Genomic DNA, 20725 nt, shown 5'->3' with positions numbered 1-20725 from the left:
AGTTATCCTTTGTTTCTATTTAGATAAAACTCAGCTAACGCTAAATCTTCTGGTTGGGTTATTTTTATATTGTCAGCGCGCCCTTGTACTAAGGCGGGCTTTTCTCCTAACCATTCCATTGCTGACGCTTCATCTGTGATAGCAACACCACTTGCGAGCGCCTGCGTCAATGCTTCTGTTAGCGGCTGAGTTTTAAACAGTTGTGGAGTAAGTGCATGCCACAATGCTTCTCTTTCGACAGTATGATCAATATTTTGCTCACTATCCGCTCGTTTCATCGTGTCTCGAACTGGCGCCGCAAGAATACCGCCCAACTGATTGTTATCAGCTTCTGTCATCAAACGATCGACATCTTCCAGTGCGAAACATGGCCGCGCCGCATCATGTACTAACACCCATTCAGCGAGTTGATTTTGCTCGATGTACTGCAAAGCGGATAACACGGAATCTGCCCGTTCTTTACCACCCGGCACTCGAATAACATTCGGGTTCTCTGCTAATGAAAGTTCTGGATAGTATGGGTCACCATCTGTAATCGCGACGACAACTTTATTGACCATAGGATGGAGCAAAAGTTTTTCAACAGTATGCTCTAATACTGTATGACCTTGGATCTGAAGGTACTGCTTAGGGCGATCCGCTTTCATGCGACTCCCTACACCAGCGGCGGGGACCACAGCTACCACAGACATTTGACGGGTCGAAGACATTTAATTGTCCTCTCCAACGATACGATAGAAAGTTTCCCCTTCTTTGATCATACCAAGCTCATGGCGAGCGCGTTCTTCAATCGCATCAAGCCCTTGGCGTAAATCATCAATCTCCGCAAACATTTCATCATTGCGAGTTTTTAAGTTGCCATTCACTTGGTGCTGAACTTGAGTTTCAGCATTCACGGCCTGAAAATCGGAAATGCCATTTTTGCCGAACCACAGTTCAAATTGTAGCCAGCCTAAAACTAAGGTTAGGGTCAGTGCAAAAATCCGCATACCGTCAATCAAAGAAGAGAGATAAAGAAAGACCACATATATATCACAATGTCACGGTTCAAGCGAGATTGGACTATGTGGTCTTAGTAAAGATTGTGTATCTGTTTGAGAGACTTAGCTCATCATTAAAAACGCAAACAAGCCGACACCTAAAATCAAACGGTAGATAACAAATGGTGTCATGCCCATGCGAGAAATAAGCTTCAAGAAGAAGTGGATACAGATGTAGGCACTAATAAAAGAAGTCACAATCCCTGTCAGTAAAAAGCCTAAGTGGATAGGTTCACCACTCGTGACTAGCTTAAGGCCTAGATAACCGCCCGCTAACAAAATGATTGGAATCGACATTAGAAACGAAAAACGTGCCGCCGCTTCACGGGTAAAACCAAGATACAGAGCCGCAGTGATGGTTGCACCAGAGCGAGACGTGCCAGGGATCATTGCCATTGCTTGAGCGATACCAATAAACAACGCTTTCTTCCAATCAGCTTGATACTCATCATCGGCTAACTTTGAGTTTTTATCGACATACCAAAGCAGTAAACCAAATACGATGGTTGTCGTTGCAATAACCCAAGCACTACGTAAATACAGCTCGATAATGTCTTTCATCAGCAAGCCAAACACACAGGCTGGAATGGTCGCTAAGATAATCATCCATGCCAACTTGGCTTCTTTGCTGCGCTCGCCTTTGAAAATCGAACCTAAGAATGCGGAGAGTAAGCTGATCACTTCTTTGCGGAAATAGATCACTACCGCAGCTAAAGTACCAACATGCACTGCGACATCAAACGCTAACCCCTGGTCTTCCCAACCCAGAACGGCCGATGGAAGAATCAGATGCGCAGAACTAGAAATAGGCAAAAATTCGGTTAGTCCTTGAATCAAAGCAAGAACAAAAGCTTCAAAATAACTCATTAAAATCTCATAACGTCTTCAGGTCTTGTGACCTTAGTTAAACCATAAGGGAATGGCTTCTAAATCAGTATCAAACGAGGTCTGCTGCCAAATTTGTTCAATCGTCCGTCCATCTTGAGGGACAACTAATTGCGGACAAAGCTCAAACAGTGGCTTGAGAACAAAGGCATATTTAAAAATATCACCACGCGGTATCTCAGGCTTAGATGAACAAGTTTGATCACCAAACAGGATAATATCGAGATCGACGGTGCGAGGCTCAAATTTACCAGCGTTCTCAGCTCGCCCCCATTTGAGCTCAATTTTACGCAGTTGTCGTGAAAATTCCGTTAAAGTTAACGATGTTTTCATTTCTACGACAAGGTTGTAAAAGGCATTGCTCTCAAAGCCAATCGACTCGCACTCATAAATCGTCGATAGACGAATATCGCTACCGATCGCACCCAACTCAGTAATTGCGGCTTGGATATGTTTGCGCCTGTCAATGTTTGAACCAATACCTATATAGGTGGTGATCATGCAGTGCCTCTTTCAATCACCACACCTACGCCTGCTGCTTGAGGGACTGCCCCCGGTTTAGTAAGACGAATTTTAATCCAAGGAACATTGAAACGAGACATAATCAGTTCAGCGACTTCTTCTGCAACACGCTCGACTAACAGGAATCGACCACCTTCGATATGAGAGAGCACCGCTTGGCTAACCTGAGCATAATCAAGCGCATCAACCACATCATCGCTTTTACCCGCAGGACGGTTATCGTGAGCCATTTCGATATCAAGCACCAATTTTTGCTTAATCTCTTGCTCCCAATCGTACACTCCAATCGTAGTAATCACTTCGAGTTGCTCAATAAATACTTTATCCATTTGTTGCTTCCTTTAGAGGTCGGATACCCAATTTAAGTAAAAAGTCGTACTATTTGCAGCTCAAACTAGACTGATTTTGTAGTTTGAGAGCGTCAGGCGCGATATGATATCAGTTACTTGCTTGGCTAACACCTGTTTCGGACGAGTTACTCTACTATGACCCCACTAGCACTGTTTATGATCATCTTTGCCTATATGCTAGGCTCGATATCGAGTGCTGTGCTTATTTGTCGTGTTCTGCGATTACCGGATCCTCGTGGTGTTGGTTCAAACAATCCTGGCGCGACCAACGTACTAAGAATTGGCGGAAAGAAAGCAGCGGTTGCAGTTCTTCTATGTGACATGTTGAAAGGCACCATTCCTGTCTGGGGCGGTTACTTCCTTGATATTGATCCGATCATACTTGGCGTTATCGCGATTGCGGCCTGCTTAGGTCATATGTACCCGTTGTTCTTTCACTTTAAGGGCGGCAAAGGGGTAGCCACAGCGTTAGGCGCCATTGCTCCGATTGGATTAGATCTGACAGGCATGATCATCGCAACTTGGCTAAGCGTCGCGTTTTTGTTCCGCTACTCGTCTCTGGCCGCGATTGTCACTGTGTTGCTTGCCCCGTTTTATACGTGGATGGTCAAGCCGCAATATACACTGCCAGTAGCCATGCTGTGCTGTTTGATCATTTTCCGCCATCATCAAAACATTAAACGTCTATTTGAAGGAACGGAACCTAAAGTGGGTGAAAAGAAGAATGGATTAAATAAAGCCTCATAGTTATGAGGCTTTATAGAGGTTTTCTGGTCTAATTAAGAGTTTACGCGCTCTAAGAAGCTCTTAAGCATCTCGGTAACAAAATCCGCTTGCTCTAGATTAGAGATATGACCCGCTTTCGGAATCTGAATAAGCTCTGAGCCAGAAATAGTATCGTGCATCAGGTATGACTCTAGAACCGGACGAGGTTTATCTTCTTGGCCTACCGCAATCAAAACCGGTAGAGCGAATTTTTCGATCTCTTCAATTTGGTCGCGACGACCAAATACCATGCGCCCTACACGAGCGACTTCAACCGCTCTATCACCTTTCAAGCTGCGCAAAGATTCAGTGAATCTTTCGACCAACTCTGGGTTATCTTGCTGTGCGTTATTGGCAAAAAACAGTGGCGTCACCGCTTCAACCAATGGTTCTGGTACCGCTTGTAGCTGGCTGATGGTATCGAGCATACCGAAGTATTTCGCATGGGTAACTTCAGGCTCTAGACCAACAAAAGTATCCATCAATACTAGCAACTGAACGCGTTGTGGTACTAGGCTAACCACTTCAGTGCCCCACATACCACCCACCGACAGACCGATAATTGAGAAGGTTTCAATATCAAGATGATCCATCAATGCCACAATCTGCTTAGCGTAATCCGTTAAAGAACGCGTCGACTCTGGTGCAAAGTCTGATTGGCCATGCGCCCATAGCTCTGGAACAATACAGCGGTAATCTTGGCTCAATGCAGCGACTTGTGGCGCCCACATCTCGCTATCCCAAAGATAACTGTGGCCGAGAACAATCACTGGACCTTGACCAATATCTTGGTACGCCATTTCACGCCCGTCGATCGCAAACTTATTCATCTCAATTTATCCATTTGTTTTATAAAGTCCAAAGCGTAGCACTTTTTACATCGTTAACAGCTCGGAGCTTAGATACAAAAAAGTCGCCTTGCTAGGCGACTCTGCTCTTATTCAGCAATTGGCTCTAGTTGATCGATAGGCCAACGTGGTGTCGCTTGAACCGAAAGATCGGCCACTTCACCATTTTTCAGTCGCTGCATACCTGCATACGCGATCATTGCACCATTATCTGTACAGAACTCAGTGCGTGGGTAGTAAACTTCGCCACCGATTTTCTTTGCGAGCTGCTCAAGATCAGCACGTAAGCGACGGTTGGCGCTTACTCCCCCAGCAATCACGATACGCTTAAAACCTGTTTGCTCAAGCGCTCGCTTACATTTGATCGTTAGAGTCGCACACACAGCTTCTTCAAACGCCAACGCGATATCCGCGCGGGTCTGCTCATCATCACCATTGGCAGCAATGGTATTGGCAGTAAACGTCTTTAGACCCGAGAAACTCATATCGAGTCCAGGGCGATCCGTCATAGGACGTGGGAACTTAAAGCGACCAGGCGTACCTTTTTCCGCTAGTTTAGACAGTAAAGGGCCGCCCGGGTAATCTAAGCCCATTAACTTAGCGGTTTTATCGAATGCTTCACCAGCCGCGTCATCAATAGACTCACCAAGGATCTTGTATTCGCCAATACCTTTTACTTCAACCATCATCGAGTGACCACCAGAAACCAAGACCGCAACAAATGGGAAAGGTGGCGGATTGTCTTCAAGCATTGGGGCTAATAAATGCCCTTCCATATGGTGAACAGGTACAGCAGGTACACCCCAAGCATAAGCAATACTACGACCTATAGTGGCACCAACCAGCAGTGCTCCCACCAGACCCGGGCCCGCGGTATAAGCGACACCATCAATATCTTTTGGCGTCAGATTCGCTTCCGCCATTGCCGCTTTAATTAACGGAATCGTCTTTTTAACGTGATCGCGTGAAGCCAGTTCTGGCACTACACCACCATAATCCGCGTGCAGTTTTACCTGACTATATAATTGATGCGAAAGCAGTCCTTTCTCATCATCGTAAATAGCAATTCCTGTTTCATCACAAGAGGTTTCGATACCAATAATGCGCATGGTTTACCTTGGATGTCTCTGTCTAGTATTCAAAATTGGCGCAATCTTACCGCGCCTTCGCTTCTCAAACAAATTTTGTGCAAACTCTACCCAACAAAATACTTTACAAAGCCAGTGTGATCAGATTAAAATTCCGCACCATTTTTGATCAAGCTGATTGTAGACCTAGCGACTAAGCTAAGTACTGTGAAGTCAGCATTAACGAATTAACCCCTGAGGTGAAAGGCATATGCCAGTAGTTAAAGTACGTGAAAACGAACCGTTCGACGTTGCTCTACGTCGTTTCAAACGCTCTTGCGAAAAAGCAGGTATCCTTTCTGAAGTGCGTCGTCGTGAGCACTACGAAAAACCAACTACAGTTCGCAAACGCGCTAAAGCAGCAGCTCAAAAGCGTCACGCTAAGAAGCTAGCTCGCGAAAACGCTCGTCGCGTTCGCCTGTACTAATAACTAAGTCCAAAAGGATTATAGTTATGGCTCTGATTGACAAACTCAAAGAAGAGCAAAAATTAGCGATGAAAGCCAAGGACAAAATGCGCCTTGGCACTATTCGTTTAGCTCTGTCAGCAATTAAGCAACGTGAAGTCGACGAACGGATCACTCTGGGCGAAGACGACATTCTTGCCGTGTTGACCAAAATGGTTAAACAACGTCGCGACTCTGTGGCTCAATTTGAATCAGCAGGTCGTCAAGATCTTGCAGATGCTGAGAAGGCTGAAATCACTGTACTTGAGGACTTTATGCCTCAACCGCTTACTGACGAAGAAGTCGCTGCGCTAATTGATAGTGCAATTACTGAATCTGGTGCTGCGGGCATGCAAGACATGGGTAAAGTGATGGGCGTTCTTAAGCCTCAAATTCAAGGGCGCGCAGATATGGGTAAAGTTAGCGGTTTAGTTCGCGCTAAACTGGCTTAATAACCCAACCCAATTGCAACAAGCCGTGCTATCCTTCGGAATGCGCGGCTTGTTTGTATCTACCCTTTCTTATTGTTAGTGCATTTTTCTAAGGTTTTATGGCAGGACACATCCCTCGAAGTTTCATTGATGATCTCCTTGCTCGACTTGATATCGTCGACATTATTGACGCTCGCGTAAAACTTAAGAAAAAAGGCAAAAACTACGGCGCTTGTTGCCCTTTCCATAACGAAAAGACCCCATCATTTAGCGTTTCTCAAGAAAAGCAGTTCTATCACTGTTTTGGCTGTGGCGTACACGGTAACGCCATCGACTTTATGATGGAGTATGAACGCCTCGATTTTGTTGAAGCGATTGAAGAACTGGCTTCTTACCTGGGCTTAGAAGTTCCACGAGAGCAACGCCAAGGTGGCAGTTTTCAATCCAACCAACCTAAAGCCAACTCTGAACAGAAGCGGAATCTGTATGACTTAATGGGCAGCATTGGTCAGTTCTACCGCGACCAACTTAAGCAACCTAAAAGCAAAGTCGCCATTGATTATCTCAAAGAACGTGGCTTGTCTGGTCAAATCGTGCAGAAGTTTGGTATTGGCTATGTAGCCGATGAATGGGACCTTGTACGCAAGAACTTTGGTCAAACACCGCAGACACAAGAGATGTTAGTCTCTGGTGGTATGCTGATTGAGAATGACAAAGGTAACCGCTACGACCGTTTCCGTGGTCGTGTGATGTTCCCGATTCGCGATCGCCGTGGAAGAGTGATTGGTTTTGGTGGTCGAGTGATTGGTGATGGTACGCCGAAATACCTTAACTCTCCTGAAACGCCTATTTTCCACAAAGGTAAAGAGTTGTACGGCTTGTATGAAGTTATGCAAGCCTACCGCGAGCCTACGCAAATCCTAGTTGTGGAAGGCTACATGGATGTGGTTGCTCTAGCGCAGTATGGCGTCGATTATTCAGTTGCCTCACTGGGTACTTCAACTACAGGTGATCATATTCAACTGCTGTTCCGTCAGACCAATACCGTGGTTTGTTGCTACGATGGTGACCGAGCAGGTAAAGAAGCAGCATGGCGAGCGTTAGAGAACGCTCTGCAATACCTAAAAACCGGCAATACGCTTAAATTCTTGTTCTTACCCGATGGCGAAGATCCTGACAGCTATGTCCGTAAGTACGGCAAAGAAGCATTTGAACAACAAATAGAACAAGCAACGCCACTTTCGAGCTACTTGTTCGACAACTTGATTGAAATCCATAGTCTGAATCTTGGAAGCAATGAAGGTAAATCCGCACTTCGAGCTCATGCCAGTGCATTGATTGATAAAATTCCAGATCCTTACTTCCAAGAACTGCTCGAAAAACTATTGGATGAGCGTACCGGCTTTGACAATCGTCTACGCCAGACACGTAAGAAAACCAGCGAAACTCGACCTCAACCGCATAAAGAGATCAAACGTACGCCTATGCGCGAAGTGATCGCTTTGCTTATTCAAAATCCGAGCTATGCTGAAATGGTACCAGACCTCTCTACTGTGAGAGAGTTAACAGTACCGGGACTAAGTTTATTTGCTGAGGTGCTTGATTATTGTCATCAGCATCCCAATATCACTACGGGTCAGTTATTAGAACGCTGGCGAAATAGTAGCCAAGAGGCACTTTTATCTCGTCTCGCTGGGTGGGAAATCCCCCTCGACGAAGATAATCAACAAGATATATTTTTAGATTCATTGGACAAGATTCTTGCCCAATGCGTCGAAAAACAAATTGAAAACCTGCAGGCCAGAGAAAGAAGTGTCGGTTTATCAACCGAAGAAAGAAGGGAGCTGCTAGCTTTGATGCTAGATTTAAAAGCGTAACCCTGTTCGAATAGTCAGCAATAAATAAATTTGTTAAGATGTGTGGTTTGCAACTCGCATACTAATTCCTTCACCAGATACTAAGTTGGATACCGTCTATGGATCAAAATCCGCAGTCACAGCTAAAACAACTTGTCATTAAAGGCAAGGAACAAGGCTATCTGACGTACGCAGAAGTAAACGACCACCTACCGGCAGAGATTGTCGATTCAGAGCAGGTCGAAGATATCATTCAGATGATCAACGATATGGGCATTCGAGTAGTAGAAACTGCTCCTGATGCTGATGATCTTGCACTGAATGATGACGATACAATTACCGATGAAGATGCAGCCGAAGCTGCTGCTGCTGCGCTTTCAAGCGTAGAGAACGAAATCGGCCGCACTACTGACCCAGTACGTATGTACATGCGTGAAATGGGTACTGTTGAGCTATTGACTCGTGAAGGCGAGATCGATATTGCGAAACGAATTGAAGATGGTATCAACCAAGTTCAAAACTCAGTAGCTGAGTATCCAGGCACTATCCCATACATCCTTGAGCAATTTGATAAAGTTCAGGCTGAAGAGCTACGTCTTACCGATCTTATTACAGGTTTCGTAGACCCAGATGCTGATGAGACGGCTGCTCCAACAGCAACTCACATCGGTTCTGAGCTTGCTGAATCAGATCTTGAAGATGAAGATGCTGAAGAGAAAGACGAAGAAGAGTCTGAAGACGATGAAGAAGAAGAGGAAGATACAGGCATCGACCCTGAGCTTGCTCTAGAGAAGTTCACGGCTTTACGTAACACATTCCAGAACTATCAGCTTGCGTGTAACGAGTACGGCAACGAAAGTCCGAAAGCGACACTGGCTCATGAGATGGTTATCGACGTCTTCAAAGAGTTCCGTCTAACGCCTAAACAGTTCGACTACCTAGTTGAAGAGCTACGTACTTCTATGGAACGTGTACGTACTCAAGAACGCTTAATCATGAAAGCGTCTGTTGAGTACGGCAAGATGCCGAAGAAATCGTTCATCACGCTATTCACTGGCAATGAGTCAAGTGAAGCATGGCTAGACGAAATCCTCTCTTCTGATAAGCCATACGCTGAAAAGATTCGTCGTAGCGAAGACGACATCCGTCGCTCTATCGCGAAACTGAAAGTGATCGAAGAAGAGACATCACTAACGGTTCAGAACATCAAAGACATCAGCCGTCGTATGTCTATCGGTGAAGCGAAAGCTCGCCGTGCGAAGAAAGAGATGGTTGAAGCGAACTTACGTCTAGTAATCTCTATCGCGAAGAAATACACCAACCGTGGTCTACAGTTCTTGGATCTGATCCAGGAAGGTAACATCGGTCTGATGAAAGCGGTAGATAAGTTCGAATACCGTCGTGGTTACAAGTTCTCGACTTACGCGACATGGTGGATCCGTCAGGCAATCACTCGTTCAATCGCAGACCAAGCTCGTACGATTCGTATCCCGGTACACATGATCGAAACGATCAACAAGCTTAACCGTATCTCTCGTCAAATGTTGCAAGAGATGGGTCGTGAGCCGCTACCGGAAGAGTTGGCTGAACGCATGCAAATGCCGGAAGACAAAATCCGTAAAGTACTGAAGATCGCCAAAGAACCAATCTCAATGGAAACACCAATCGGTGATGACGAAGATTCGCATCTAGGTGATTTCATTGAAGATACAACGCTTGAGCTACCACTAGACTCTGCAACTGCAGGCAGCCTAAAAGTAGCAACCAAAGACGTTCTAGCGGGTCTTACACCGCGTGAAGCGAAAGTACTACGTATGCGTTTCGGTATCGATATGAACACTGACCACACTCTCGAAGAGGTGGGTAAGCAGTTTGACGTAACACGTGAGCGTATCCGTCAGATCGAAGCTAAAGCACTACGTAAACTTCGTCACCCTAGCCGTTCAGAAACTCTGCGCAGCTTCCTAGACGAGTAAACTCTTCAGCTTTGCTAAGATTGATGAAAAGGTGAGCACTGGCTCACCTTTTTTATTGCCTATCGATTTAAGTGGATAAAATCTAAGCGCATTTACCCTAGATAGCGTCTAGACAGCTAGATCTGCATCCCCTATAATCATTGCCCTACACGGCCCCTTAGCTCAGTGGTTAGAGCAGTCGACTCATAATCGATTGGTCCGCAGTTCAAGTCTGCGAGGGGCCACCATATACAGAAAGGCCTGAGAGCGATTCCGCTTCTCAGGCCTTTTGCTTTTCTAGCTGCTGTGTAGCAAATATGTAGCAGATTTTTTTAATCGCCTCTCGCTCCCTATCTGAAATAGCCTCTGATCACTGCAACTAAATTTACTTCTGTCCCTTTCCTTGTTTCATCTCACTAAAGGTTAACTTCATCTAAGCATTGCTTAACTTGCTTTCTCTCCTTCCAGCGAGGTGATCACATAGATGCAAAAGAGAATTAGTCTTTGGGGTGATGCAACCATTTGATAATCGTTCTGACTCCTACATCGGCTTTTCCTGCTATTCACTATTACATGTTTTCTATATAATTTGTCCCTTTTAAAATAAAAGCTTGGAGTACTAAACTATTTGATGTCTAGGCGTTTGCTCAAGTCCCTATCTGTAGAGTATGTTTAAATCAGGGAAAGATTAGATACCCTCGGAATCCAACGTTTAATGCTTTGTAAGTGATATGAATCATGAGAGTTAAAGATGCAGCAAGAATCTTCAGCAGCAGTTACCTAAAACGGTTAGCTGAGGGAGACTTTTCATTGCTTTCGAGAGTAGCGTCAGAGTTTGATCTTTGTGACGGTTCAAACGATACGATTAGAGATATCTATGAGCGTGTCTATATGGAAGTCTGTCAGCACTATCGCTTTGAGTACTTTTACAAAAACACCTTAGTAAATAAGCAGTTGCTTGGCAGACACTCATTGAATACAGCCACAATGCTCTCTGAATTTCGAGTTGGGCAAAATGTTGCCGATTGTGTTTTGTTAAATGGCGCATCCACATGCTATGAGATTAAAACTGAATATGATTCGTTAGAGCGGCTAGAAGAGCAACTTAACTCATATTGTTCTGTTTTTGATAGTGTATATGTTGTATGTGATGAAAAACACTTAGACAAAATAATAGAAACTACTCCAGGTGAAGTCGGTATAATCCAACTAACGAAACGAAACACCCTTTCCCCTAAACGACAAGCAACTGACTTACGAACCCGAGACATTAGTGTAGAAAATGTTATGGGCTCTCTTCGTGCTGATGAGTATAAACATTTAGCAAAAATGATTAGTGGTAATGTCCCGAATGTTAGCAATATCAAAATGTACTCAGCTTGCTACCAGATTATTTCTGAAGCGGATCCTAGTGAAATAAGGAAGCAATATAGAGAGATACTAAAAGCACACAGAAAGCCTAATATCCCTTTTGTGTTATCGTTACCTAAATCCTTGAAAAATGCAGGGATTAGCTATAAGTTTAACAGCAGAATTCAATCGCAGCTTATTGATATTCTTGACAATAACTTATGTAAGGGACGATCATGTACTACCCAACTCTTAGAGGCAAACAGTTCGAGCTGATAGCCCTTCGCGAATTATCATCAAGATTAAGCAAAGAGTTATTTTGCCCAATAATTGAGCCAGTAAGAAGTAAACTACAAGCGCTAGGAAAAACGATTTCCTTTCTCAATGAATCAGATATTGAGCCTATTGTAATCGTCAATCCTAGTTTAGGTGATTTTAGCGAGCAGTCGTTTTATAACATTGAAAGTAAGTTGCGAGAAGAAGCTCAAGAACTTCGTTTCATGCCATGCTTTTCGACTAAGAAGCAGACTACTGAATCACTACAACAATTAATTTCTAGCACTTCAGTTCCATTTGCAATCTTTGTGGAGGAGGGATTAAGCCGAGAAATGCTACCACTTCTTTCTGACGCAAGTTTGGTAATCACCACCAAATATCAGCGTTCTGCCTTTAAGGACTTAGAGCGTGTCGTTATTGTTGAAGATAGTTTCTCCCGCGCTTCACGAAATTCAGATTACCCTGAACGTTCATACTTTTCTGACCGACATACAGACTTCCAAGAAGGCAAAAATGTTTGTGGCTACGGGGATTACACTATAACGGGGAATGATTTCTTAGAAAGTGGTGGCCCTGCATTTGTTGTAACGATCCACCTATCCTACATAGATCCTGATGAATTTGACGCTATGTACATTCGTCACTTCAAATCATTTGATGATAACTCTCCGACTAGGCCTGGAGAAAAATTTGGTGATGCGTTAGAAAAGCTGATTAGTTTTTGTGATTCCAATCCAGATCTTTTCGAGCAAACTTTGGGACTAGAAGGGTTTAGAAAGTTAAATTTACAGGATCATTTTCCTGGATTAGGACAGGTGAAAAAACTTTCAATGCAGCATCATATTGAAACTCTTGCCATGTACGGAGTTAAATGATGCCTACCTGCTGTATCAATTGTTTTCATGATATTGAAATAAAAAAAATTATCACAAGCCAGAATAAATTAGGCAGATGCTCATATTGTCAATCCAAGCAAACTCCGATCTGTGAAGCTAGTTCACTATCAGAACAGTTTGAGTTTTTGACTTATGTTCTAGATGAAGCAGAAGGTGGCTGTGCTGCCCATGAGTTAATCAATGGTGCATTTGCCATTTTTAGTGAGAAAGTACAAGATACGAAGCAGTTACTTCATGATATTGTTGAAGAAAATTTTGATGGCCAAACCTTTCAACTAAAGCTTTCTAAAGATCATTATACAGAAGGTTGGAGCCAGCTCTGTAGTGAACTAAAGCACACAAATCGATTCTTTTTAAAGAATGAACTTTACAACAAAATTTTCAACCATAGCTCTGAAGGTCAACTTTCAAAGCTATTCATGATATTAGAGCAACTTGAGCAAGAAGTTAATCCTGATGACGTGTTCTACCGTGCACGCATTAATGATGAACCTTTAACCGCTGATGTGATGGGGGCCCCACCAGCAAAACTAAGTACGGCTGGGCGAGCCAACCCGAAGGGTATCTCCTACATTTACCTAGCAGATAATATTGACACTTGTATTTCTGAAGTTAGGCCGTATAAGGGTAGTGATATCTACGTGTCAGAGTTTAAAACCAAAGAAAACAGAAGAGTTATAGACCTTACCAACCCAAGAGAAACCTTCTCCATCATACCTTTCTCTGAGAGTGAGTATGATGAAATTTTAGCTATTATTGAGCTGTTAGAGTCCTTCTCTTTACAGCTTTCAATTCCGGTTAAGCCACACCTCTCTGAGCTAGAATACATCCCTACACAGTTCCTTTGTGAGTACTTTAAGTCGTTAGGCTCTTATGATGGAATAATCTTTAATAGCTCATTTGGTAAAGGGCGAAATTTTGTCTTCTTTGATAGCAAAGGGTTTGATGTTGGTGATCCCGATTGTTTTAAATTGTGTGATATCAGTTTCAACTTCGAGAAGAACATAGCTACTCAAAAAATTGAGGGGAATACACCATAGGGAATCCTTAAAATACTAATTTGGTAAAATCATTGGTTCATATCTAAAAGCGCTTTACGTACACTTATTCACAGAACTCCAAGTAAAACACCCCTCATCAATGATGAGGGGTGTTTATGTTTACAACTACTTCTTACTAATTTTGGTTAGTGGAAAATAACGAGAAGAACAAACCAAGCTAGTGGTAGGTATTGCGCACTAAAAGCGACTCGCTCTGAAGCTCTCTTTGCTACAGTCATAACTTTTCACCGTTCCTAATTACATAAACGATAAAATATTAAACCTTTGACCAAACCATTTATGCGCATGAGTGCATACAAAACTAATAAGTAATTATTATTTATCGCACTTAGGTGCCTATAGAGCTTGACGCTGTAAACACTCGCGCCACTCAAACATTCTTGTTATTAACTCCAAGCCACCGACTACAACGCCTTTTAAAGAACATATGAGTTCTTCTGAACAGTAACGAGAAGTTTTAACGAGCCCAGTGTCTGTATCAATCGAGAACTCATAATACGGTTGGAATAGTTGCTGTTTTCGAAGGCAAAATACTCCGCCCATGCCTTTGGTGTATTCGCACCAATCACCTTTATCAGCAGCCTCAACCACCGTACGAGCTAGCTCTGGTAGCTTCATAAGTTCTCTGAGTCTTCGTAGCTCTCTCCAGACTGTTACTGAACAACCGCCTAGTTGCTGGAACTGCCTAATTCCCCAACACGAAGCCCAAGCGTCAACTCTAGCCGCAGCATCGGTTGGATCCTCTCCATACACTCCAAAATCTAACCCTTCACCATCAATATTCTTCGAGACATATTTAGCGATATAACCTGTAGCCGAGCCCTTGTCTGGATCTATTTTCACTTCCTTGAATCGATGCTCATTAGCACCTAATTCTTCGCGGTCTTCGCGCAATGAGTAATGCCGGATAACTTCCACCAGCTTTTGATAGTTTTCTTGCTCAACGAAAAGTAACAAATGCCAGTGAGGTGTACCGTCATGTTGTGGTTCGGCGACGCGAAAGCCATAAAATCGAACTTTAAGCCGATCTAACTTCGCACGTATCTGCTGCCAAAGCGTATTTAGGTAGTTTTGCCCATCTAGTGGAGACATACCGTCCCATGAAGGGTTCATATCACCACTTGCTGAATAACACCGATGGTACTTGGACGGGCATGTAATAGTTAAAAACGTCGCCATGTGTCCGAGCTCTTTCGCTAAATCCTCAAATCCTCGTGCTCTTACCATGAGCTCTGCTTTACGTAATTTAGGATTGGATACATTCTTTTGAGATAGCTCTAGTAAAGAGAAAGTTTGCCCGAACTGATTGGTAACATAGGAAGCCTCAAGAAATTCTTTTTGGTACTCCTTTTGTCTAATTCGAGCACGAAGTGTATGCCGCGAGCAATATAGCCCTTTAATCCGACTAATTTGGTTCATGTGATGGAAAACCGTTTCAACGTGCCTTCTCTGAGTCCGTCGAATCTGTCTTAGCCACCATTGCTCATTAGATAGCCTTCCGATCTGGCCTGTGCGGGAAAAGGTTTCCAACTTTTTAGCAGGAACTCCCTTTTTTCGAAGAAGGACCTTGATTCCCTGAAGTAATAAGTCACTATCGTCAGGGTAAATACGCCGAAGAGAAAGGCATGTATCAACACACCTTTTCGCTTCTTTTCGTAGATCTTCTTCTGACCAATCCAGTGACAGTTCTTTCAAAGGCAGGGTTAGTTTACTTTCTATGGCTCGAATCGTTTCTCGCAAATGACAATTACGCTCGAACTTGTTAGCTATAGAAAGATACTCTTTGAGTAACAAGCGTCTTAATTCTTGGGGGAATGGATTAATCATGTCTCGAACAAACCCCTTATCATCCCAATCAACTTGAGCTAAAAGGTTCGCTACTTGTTCCATGTTCTCCCCCTTTCTGTCAGAGAAAACCTATCCCACCTTATGCCGTGTTTTCTTTGAGTGGTGTATTCAGCAAAACCTTCTTTGATGAGTTTGCATCGTGTCTTTTCAAAGATTCTATGAGGCGGTGGAGAAGAACAATAAAGTTTTCCCCAATGACTGCAATGTTCACTACAAACTTCAAAATAGTTTCCCTTTTGAAGCCAAATTAAGATGGCTTGCTGTTTAGGACTAAGCATAGTCACCTCCATTGCATGGGAGGTGCTGCAACTTAACCTGCTCACTTAACCATTGGTCAAGGTCTTCACGCAGATATCGGACTGCTCTTCCTATCTTTATAAATGGTGGGGCAATCTTACGATTTTTCCTAATACCTTCCATTCTTGCTTGGCGCAGATAGGAACGGCTCATGCCAATATATTCCGAAGTTTCTTCTTCGGTTAATACACGCTTATCTAAGTTGATAGTTGTCATAATGTGTCCTCCGTTTGACTACGAAAGACACCTTAGAACATTGAAAACGTCACGTGACGCTGAGCGTGACACTCAGCGTGACATTATTTACGTCGGCAGAAAGTCATGTGCTAAAACTTCAAGCTGAGATAAGCTTTCTTAGCGAAGATGTAAGCTAAAAATGCGAATACAAATATGTATATGAAGCTTAAGAGCAGAGGGAAAGTAGCCAAGTATGTTGTCTGTTGTGTGATAATGCCACCAGCACGTTCAACCAAATTGGTAGATAAAGGGCCAACAATAAAATCCACACTCTGGACAGGGAAACCTGTCCAGAAAAATTGTATTGGTGTCAGTGAGGAAAGTGCGAGAAGACCGTACACCCAAGGAATTTTAGGACGATATATTGAAACCTTAACTCCCTTCCCTTGCCCTGTTATCTCTGGCTCTTTAGCAGCATTTTTTCCAGCAGTAAGAACTGACACATCGATTACTTCTTCATCATTTAAGTATGGAAGGTAAACTTTTAAGGTATTTGGCTCACTGTCTTTCTTTTCTATAGACATTTTATACTCTGGATTCCCTACCCCATCACATGAAAATGAGATGATCTCAACATCAGGTTCAAAGCTAATGTCTATAAAAACTTCGTCAGTTTCAGTGTTCCCTCTATTTTTAATTTTTAGGGAATGAGCACAAGCACCATCAACCTCATTATCCCTGCCGACTTTCTCGTCTTTAGAGTTCTCAGGCTGAGCCAAAATGACTTTTAGCTCTTTGGGAGCCTGTTCATGAACATCAAACAACTGTATTGCATTGCAATGCACACTAATTTCTCTTTTGATTTTTTGGGTTTTGTGTTGCAGCTTTAAAAGTATATACCCGCCCAAAAAACCACCTAAAATTGGAAACAAGTGCTCGAGAAACCAATTAAAATCCATACGATAAATACCTAAATTTGGATACATAAAGCCTAATATGCTAACAGGTTCTTATTGGAATTGTCGATTGGTAGTTAACTCCCAACATAAATGTGGTTGCCCCTAATAACTTACCTTTCCCCTCAGCCCAAATACCCAAGCACTGTCCGCCTGAGAGTTAAACGGAAGTGTATTTAGATACTGAACATTGGGTGTTACCGAAACAAGCCCAAACTTCATTCGATAGTAAAGTTCAGAATTGTACGTATCATCAAACGATGCATTGGGTTCTGCCCACCCGACTGCAAAGCCCAGAGTACCGGGCCCTAGCCCTAAATACCCAGTCCCAGCTACAACAGATGATTTATAGAGCGCTTCCGGCCCTTGTGCTATACCCACTCTGAAGAAAGGAACCCAACTCCCCATTTTATAAATTGTCGACCAGTTAGCCCCATAATTCTCACTAGATTGAGCTTTAGGGCCTTCGCTATGCCAAACCGTCAAATGAGAATTCTGCATATAAAATGAACCTTTGTTGGATACCCACCCTATTTCCAATGATTTAAAGTACTGGTTGTCTCTAAAGAAGTTATCAAAACCTTCAAACGGCTCGGTTGAATCTGCTTTTGCATCAGAGAAGCTTAAGTAGGCGTAATAGTTTTCAGACATCATGTGTCGAACAGAAACCCCGAGCGTCGATTCATCAGGAATCGCAATAGAGCCTGATCCGGTACTGAATTGGATGTTAGAAAAGCCAGAATAGGGATTACCAAGAGCGTAAGTATCAATGTAGTCAGTGCTATCTAAAAAACCAACCATCACTTCAGTATCTTGCGCATTAAACTCCTGCTTCCAATATAGGTTAGTAAGCCTTAAACCTATGTCACTAAAAGCGGGCTGTATTAAGCCGAAACCTCCGATATTCCCCATAACAAACTTGGAAGGAGCATCGTCGGTGTAATCATGTTTATGATCGACCCTCAACCTTAATGATCCTGTATCTAAGTCAGTTTCATCCTGATAAGCCCACCAATCGATAGTTACCCGAGCAATACCAGCCGCGGCACTACTATCTTTTCCTGAAAGAGTCTCATTGGACGTTAATCCAAATACGTAGTAATCACCGGTAACATCGACTGTTTTATGCTCCGAGGAATAAGTTTCATTGGAAATCATTAGCGCACTTGCAGCTATGAAGGTCGTCAGCAACTGCGGTTTTGACAATAAATGTTCTCTCATTTCAATAGCTTCCCATATTAGCTACTGAGTTGTACGACTTAGCTCAACCGTATTGTTTGAATAAAATAAAAAGGAGGACCATTTTGCAAACGAGCAAAAGGAGAGAACATTAGAATTTGGATAGCCGCGTAAATCCCTTAATTAATTCATAATTAATCATCGGGGTTCATCAGAGTTTAACGATATCTATAGAAGGTTTTTGCAGGGTTCTATTAGATGTGTTTAAGAAAATAATCTTCCATTTCTTAAATTGAGGATTGAGCACTTTTAACGAACTGCACTAATTCATTTCTGTCCAGGGGCGTTCATTTTACCCTACAAATAGTTATCCGATTAAATCTAATTCAAGACGATTTAAGCCTTCATTATGGTTGTTTAGCTTGTCAAAGTGACCTTTTGGGCAGTGAGGTCATCAGTTCATCTAAATGGGAATGATAAATCATTGAAAACATTGTTATCATCCTTCTTTGTTTGTCAGTCAAGCCGAATCCCATGAGATATGAATCCGCTCCTGTTGCTCCAGGAGTAAGACAAAAATCCACAAGAGAAAGTGCAGTACGCCAACGCCTAGAACGCAGGGCTGAATTAACGTACTCAGAAAGTGATGAAAAACGATGGACAGAAAACCGAAAAAGAGTCATTTCTGAACGTGAGAAAGCAGCACAGGTCTTTGAACTTGGTTGGTTGCAATCGCCTGTAACACAGTCACAAGAGGCGCTGTGGGCAAGCCTGTTTACAGCTGAAACCAAAGAAGAGCAAAAGTTGTATATCAAGCAGTGCAATGTTCATTTGAATGAACCAGTGCGTCAGGGTGAGATTGTTTTATTACCCACGGGAGAGCCAACAACTTCTGATGATCAACGCTTATTTGATGAATGGCTGGAACAAGCGAAAACTGCCAGTGCTGAACTAGCCAAGCTAGCGGATGAAGAAGTCGCCACGCTCAATCGTCACTTTGATTTATTTTCTCATCAGTTGGATGAACGGATCCGTAATGATGGGTTGCCTACAGATTACTATGCACAAGTGGCAACAGGGGTGGGCGCCACGTCAGCATTGGTCGAACAGAATCTTAAAAATATTCAGAATGTCCTGTTAGAAATCAATACTCTGCATGTGAAGCATCTCGAAACCAAGCGTAAAGTAGGCTATGTCAATTTTGATCGATTTTTTGAACAACGTGCCGCCTTGTTTAAAAAACTGGATGGTTCGTTTGCTATGTTATCTAAACGAAGTGTTCAGCTTCCGATTCACACGCAAGTCAAGCGCAATCTCAGTCTCTCCTCAAGATCAATGATCCATAATGCTGATGAGATTCTCAAGAAAGGGTTTGTGAAAGACTTAGGGAAAAGGATTGCCAATATTGCGATTGGGATTTCAGCATCTAGAGGCTTGGGTTACATCGGTCTCACTGTTGGAGCGGTAAGCGGCGTCGATAACATTTATGAAGCCTGTAAGGTCGATGGTTCAGGGAATTGTGGTAAAACGACGACTAGAGAGTTCGCTGGATTTATTGGTGGCGTTGTCGGTGGTGCGAAAGGTGGATCCGTTGGTGCTGGTGCAGCGGTGGCAACGATTTCTGGTATTGCCTTAATTATTGGGGTAACAGCCTCGGTCCCTGTTCTGGCTATTGCTGCAATCGGCGGTGCGGTTGCAGGTGGTGTTGTCGGAGGTGTTGCTGGTTCGACCGCTGGTAAATGGGGAGCTGATGTTATTTATGAAAAGGTTGAAGACGTTTTGGGTAATAGATAAATGTTGGATTGGTTAATGGTTGTTTTCGGTGTTATTGCTATTGTCTGGTGTTTTCCATCAGTGATTGTATTGCCTGTGATCTCGTTAGGTAGTTTTAAACACATTATTTTCATAGATAAGCAGTTAGCTAAAGATTTAAATAAGTATTACGACGATAAAGGTTATATGCGACCAAAGTATCAAGCATCTTGGGATGTCGGGAGTCGGTTTATTAATTATTGTATTGCTTATCCTTTTATTCGCCATCGTGAAACAACGAATTCTAAAAAGTTTAAGGCTTTTATGTGGTGGAATGCTTTGGGCTTTTGGAGTTGGATAATGGTTTTCTTTCTGGCTTTCCTTGAAAGAGGTCTAGGCATTTGATTCTCACGAAACATAACTACATTCAATCCACACCTCAACCAAATATGTTAGCTAGTGCAATTTAACTCGTCGCACTAGCTCTCTACAACTCGCTTTGCCACACCCAGAGTTATTGTAATTTTTGCAATTTACTTAAGGGGCTGGCGCGCTTTTGTCCAGAAATGAGTTGGCAACTAACGGGATAAACGCGATCACTATTGGTTCACGCGTAATCTTTTACCTACTGGTACGCTTTATTGCTTATCGACTTTAACACTTTCATAACTGACGACTGTTTCCACATACCGATACCTGTTAAAGCAAG

The 20725-nt window shown here is 43.0% G+C and carries 21 protein-coding genes and 1 tRNA gene; 11 read left to right on the top strand and 11 right to left on the bottom strand.

Annotated elements, in window-relative coordinates; genetic code table 11:
* Nucleotides 1–2: 2 nt before the first annotated feature.
* The 5 genes from ispD to folB form a co-directional block, all read right to left on the bottom strand.
* A complete protein-coding gene (ispD, locus tag IX91_RS02110) occupies nucleotides 3–710 on the bottom strand; it encodes a 2-C-methyl-D-erythritol 4-phosphate cytidylyltransferase (protein WP_004742583.1) in 708 nt (235 codons plus the stop codon).
* Nucleotides 711–989: a cell division protein FtsB gene (gene ftsB / locus IX91_RS02105; protein WP_004742582.1), complete on the bottom strand. Its 279-nt coding sequence runs from the start codon at nucleotides 987–989 to the stop codon at nucleotides 711–713.
* Nucleotides 990–1103: 114 nt separating this feature from the next.
* Nucleotides 1104–1907: an undecaprenyl-diphosphate phosphatase gene (locus IX91_RS02100; protein WP_004742581.1), complete on the bottom strand. Its 804-nt coding sequence runs from the start codon at nucleotides 1905–1907 to the stop codon at nucleotides 1104–1106.
* 33 nt (nucleotides 1908–1940) lie between these two features.
* The gene (gene folK, locus IX91_RS02095; protein ID WP_004742580.1) at nucleotides 1941–2426 is read right to left on the bottom strand and encodes a 2-amino-4-hydroxy-6-hydroxymethyldihydropteridine diphosphokinase; all 486 of its coding nucleotides are present in this window, start codon (nucleotides 2424–2426) and stop codon (nucleotides 1941–1943) included.
* The gene (folB, locus tag IX91_RS02090; protein ID WP_004742579.1) at nucleotides 2423–2776 is read right to left on the bottom strand and encodes a bifunctional dihydroneopterin aldolase/7,8-dihydroneopterin epimerase; all 354 of its coding nucleotides are present in this window, start codon (nucleotides 2774–2776) and stop codon (nucleotides 2423–2425) included. Before folB ends, folK begins: the two co-directional genes overlap by 4 nt.
* Nucleotides 2777–2932: 156 nt before the next feature.
* Between folB and plsY the strand changes: the two genes are divergently transcribed.
* Nucleotides 2933–3544, top strand: coding sequence for a glycerol-3-phosphate 1-O-acyltransferase PlsY (gene plsY, locus IX91_RS02085; protein WP_004742578.1), 612 nt, complete (start codon nucleotides 2933–2935; stop codon nucleotides 3542–3544).
* 32 nt (nucleotides 3545–3576) lie between these two features.
* Here the strand turns inward: plsY and IX91_RS02080 are convergent, their stop codons facing one another.
* Nucleotides 3577–4392, bottom strand: coding sequence for an alpha/beta fold hydrolase (locus IX91_RS02080; protein ID WP_004742577.1), 816 nt, complete (start codon nucleotides 4390–4392; stop codon nucleotides 3577–3579).
* A 107-nt stretch (nucleotides 4393–4499) separates the two neighbouring features.
* Nucleotides 4500–5519 carry a tRNA (adenosine(37)-N6)-threonylcarbamoyltransferase complex transferase subunit TsaD gene (tsaD, locus tag IX91_RS02075; protein ID WP_004742576.1) on the bottom strand — a complete coding sequence of 340 codons (1020 nt, stop codon included), beginning with the start codon at nucleotides 5517–5519 and terminating at the stop codon, nucleotides 4500–4502.
* Between the two features lie 229 nt (nucleotides 5520–5748).
* Here tsaD and rpsU point away from each other — a divergent pair, with 229 nt between their 5' ends.
* The 8 genes from rpsU (at nucleotide 5749) to IX91_RS02035 (ending at nucleotide 13786) form a co-directional block, all read left to right on the top strand.
* The gene (gene rpsU, locus IX91_RS02070; protein ID WP_001145625.1) at nucleotides 5749–5964 is read left to right on the top strand and encodes a 30S ribosomal protein S21; all 216 of its coding nucleotides are present in this window, start codon (nucleotides 5749–5751) and stop codon (nucleotides 5962–5964) included.
* 26 nt (nucleotides 5965–5990) lie between these two features.
* Nucleotides 5991–6434, top strand: a complete 444-nt coding sequence (locus IX91_RS02065) for a GatB/YqeY domain-containing protein (protein WP_004742575.1) — start codon at nucleotides 5991–5993, stop codon at nucleotides 6432–6434.
* A 98-nt stretch (nucleotides 6435–6532) separates the two neighbouring features.
* Nucleotides 6533–8290, top strand: a complete 1758-nt coding sequence (gene dnaG / locus IX91_RS02060) for a DNA primase (protein WP_004742574.1) — start codon at nucleotides 6533–6535, stop codon at nucleotides 8288–8290.
* Nucleotides 8291–8388: 98 nt separating this feature from the next.
* A complete protein-coding gene (gene rpoD / locus IX91_RS02055; protein WP_004742573.1) occupies nucleotides 8389–10245 on the top strand; it encodes an RNA polymerase sigma factor RpoD in 1857 nt (618 codons plus the stop codon).
* A 151-nt stretch (nucleotides 10246–10396) separates the two neighbouring features.
* A tRNA-Ile gene (locus IX91_RS02050) sits at nucleotides 10397–10472 on the top strand.
* 490 nt (nucleotides 10473–10962) lie between these two features.
* A complete protein-coding gene (locus tag IX91_RS02045; RefSeq protein ID WP_004742572.1) occupies nucleotides 10963–11850 on the top strand; it encodes a sce7726 family protein in 888 nt (295 codons plus the stop codon).
* Complete coding sequence (locus IX91_RS02040) at nucleotides 11811–12725, top strand: sce7725 family protein (RefSeq protein ID WP_004742571.1); 915 nt, start codon at nucleotides 11811–11813, stop codon at nucleotides 12723–12725. The genes IX91_RS02045 and IX91_RS02040 overlap by 40 nt, the downstream gene beginning before the upstream one ends.
* A complete protein-coding gene (locus IX91_RS02035; RefSeq protein WP_236642838.1) occupies nucleotides 12722–13786 on the top strand; it encodes an RES domain-containing protein in 1065 nt (354 codons plus the stop codon). The genes IX91_RS02040 and IX91_RS02035 overlap by 4 nt, the downstream gene beginning before the upstream one ends.
* A 357-nt stretch (nucleotides 13787–14143) precedes the next feature.
* On the opposite strand, the gene IX91_RS02030 is transcribed toward IX91_RS02035, so the two are convergent.
* The 4 genes from IX91_RS02030 to IX91_RS02010 form a co-directional block, all read right to left on the bottom strand.
* Entirely contained in the window at nucleotides 14144–15697 is a 1554-nt protein-coding gene (locus IX91_RS02030; protein ID WP_004742569.1) for a replication endonuclease, read from the bottom strand.
* Between the two features lie 228 nt (nucleotides 15698–15925).
* Nucleotides 15926–16168 carry a helix-turn-helix transcriptional regulator gene (locus tag IX91_RS02020; protein ID WP_004742567.1) on the bottom strand — a complete coding sequence of 81 codons (243 nt, stop codon included), beginning with the start codon at nucleotides 16166–16168 and terminating at the stop codon, nucleotides 15926–15928.
* A gap of 110 nt (nucleotides 16169–16278) precedes the next feature.
* Nucleotides 16279–17088 carry a hypothetical protein gene (locus IX91_RS02015; protein ID WP_004742566.1) on the bottom strand — a complete coding sequence of 270 codons (810 nt, stop codon included), beginning with the start codon at nucleotides 17086–17088 and terminating at the stop codon, nucleotides 16279–16281.
* Nucleotides 17089–17190: 102 nt separating this feature from the next.
* Nucleotides 17191–18243 carry a carbohydrate porin gene (locus tag IX91_RS02010; protein ID WP_330216910.1) on the bottom strand — a complete coding sequence of 351 codons (1053 nt, stop codon included), beginning with the start codon at nucleotides 18241–18243 and terminating at the stop codon, nucleotides 17191–17193.
* A gap of 555 nt (nucleotides 18244–18798) precedes the next feature.
* On the opposite strand from IX91_RS02010, the gene IX91_RS02005 reads away from it, so the two are divergent.
* Nucleotides 18799–20058 (top strand): hypothetical protein, encoded by a 1260-nt coding sequence (locus IX91_RS02005; RefSeq protein WP_004742564.1) that lies wholly within the window; start codon nucleotides 18799–18801, stop codon nucleotides 20056–20058.
* A complete protein-coding gene (locus IX91_RS02000; RefSeq protein ID WP_004742563.1) occupies nucleotides 20059–20421 on the top strand; it encodes a hypothetical protein in 363 nt (120 codons plus the stop codon).
* Nucleotides 20422–20725: the final 304 nt, after the last annotated feature.

The sequence above is a fragment of the Vibrio tubiashii ATCC 19109 genome, from assembly GCF_000772105.1.
GTDB classification, from domain to species: Bacteria; Pseudomonadota; Gammaproteobacteria; order Enterobacterales; family Vibrionaceae; genus Vibrio; species Vibrio tubiashii.
Note: the sequence above shows the minus strand (reverse complement) of the source record. Positions and strands in the feature narration are given on the sequence as shown.

Coding starts and splice junctions, on each gene's coding strand:
- rpsU (WP_001145625.1), top strand. CDS start 5,749: ATGCCAGTAGTTAAAGTACGTGAAAACGAACCGTTCGACGTTGCTCTA.
- IX91_RS02000 (WP_004742563.1), top strand. CDS start 20,059: ATGTTGGATTGGTTAATGGTTGTTTTCGGTGTTATTGCTATTGTCTGG.
- IX91_RS02035 (WP_236642838.1), top strand. CDS start 12,722: ATGATGCCTACCTGCTGTATCAATTGTTTTCATGATATTGAAATAAAA.
- folB (WP_004742579.1), bottom strand. CDS start 2,776: ATGGATAAAGTATTTATTGAGCAACTCGAAGTGATTACTACGATTGGA.
- dnaG (WP_004742574.1), top strand. CDS start 6,533: ATGGCAGGACACATCCCTCGAAGTTTCATTGATGATCTCCTTGCTCGA.
- plsY (WP_004742578.1), top strand. CDS start 2,933: ATGACCCCACTAGCACTGTTTATGATCATCTTTGCCTATATGCTAGGC.
- IX91_RS02030 (WP_004742569.1), bottom strand. CDS start 15,697: ATGGAACAAGTAGCGAACCTTTTAGCTCAAGTTGATTGGGATGATAAG.
- IX91_RS02100 (WP_004742581.1), bottom strand. CDS start 1,907: ATGAGTTATTTTGAAGCTTTTGTTCTTGCTTTGATTCAAGGACTAACC.
- ftsB (WP_004742582.1), bottom strand. CDS start 989: ATGCGGATTTTTGCACTGACCCTAACCTTAGTTTTAGGCTGGCTACAA.
- IX91_RS02015 (WP_004742566.1), bottom strand. CDS start 17,088: ATGGATTTTAATTGGTTTCTCGAGCACTTGTTTCCAATTTTAGGTGGT.
- IX91_RS02045 (WP_004742572.1), top strand. CDS start 10,963: ATGAGAGTTAAAGATGCAGCAAGAATCTTCAGCAGCAGTTACCTAAAA.
- tsaD (WP_004742576.1), bottom strand. CDS start 5,519: ATGCGCATTATTGGTATCGAAACCTCTTGTGATGAAACAGGAATTGCT.
- IX91_RS02005 (WP_004742564.1), top strand. CDS start 18,799: ATGAGATATGAATCCGCTCCTGTTGCTCCAGGAGTAAGACAAAAATCC.
- IX91_RS02010 (WP_330216910.1), bottom strand. CDS start 18,243: ATGATTTCCAATGAAACTTATTCCTCGGAGCATAAAACAGTCGATGTT.
- folK (WP_004742580.1), bottom strand. CDS start 2,426: ATGATCACCACCTATATAGGTATTGGTTCAAACATTGACAGGCGCAAA.
- ispD (WP_004742583.1), bottom strand. CDS start 710: ATGTCTTCGACCCGTCAAATGTCTGTGGTAGCTGTGGTCCCCGCCGCT.
- rpoD (WP_004742573.1), top strand. CDS start 8,389: ATGGATCAAAATCCGCAGTCACAGCTAAAACAACTTGTCATTAAAGGC.
- IX91_RS02080 (WP_004742577.1), bottom strand. CDS start 4,392: ATGAATAAGTTTGCGATCGACGGGCGTGAAATGGCGTACCAAGATATT.
- IX91_RS02040 (WP_004742571.1), top strand. CDS start 11,811: ATGTACTACCCAACTCTTAGAGGCAAACAGTTCGAGCTGATAGCCCTT.
- IX91_RS02065 (WP_004742575.1), top strand. CDS start 5,991: ATGGCTCTGATTGACAAACTCAAAGAAGAGCAAAAATTAGCGATGAAA.
- IX91_RS02020 (WP_004742567.1), bottom strand. CDS start 16,168: ATGACAACTATCAACTTAGATAAGCGTGTATTAACCGAAGAAGAAACT.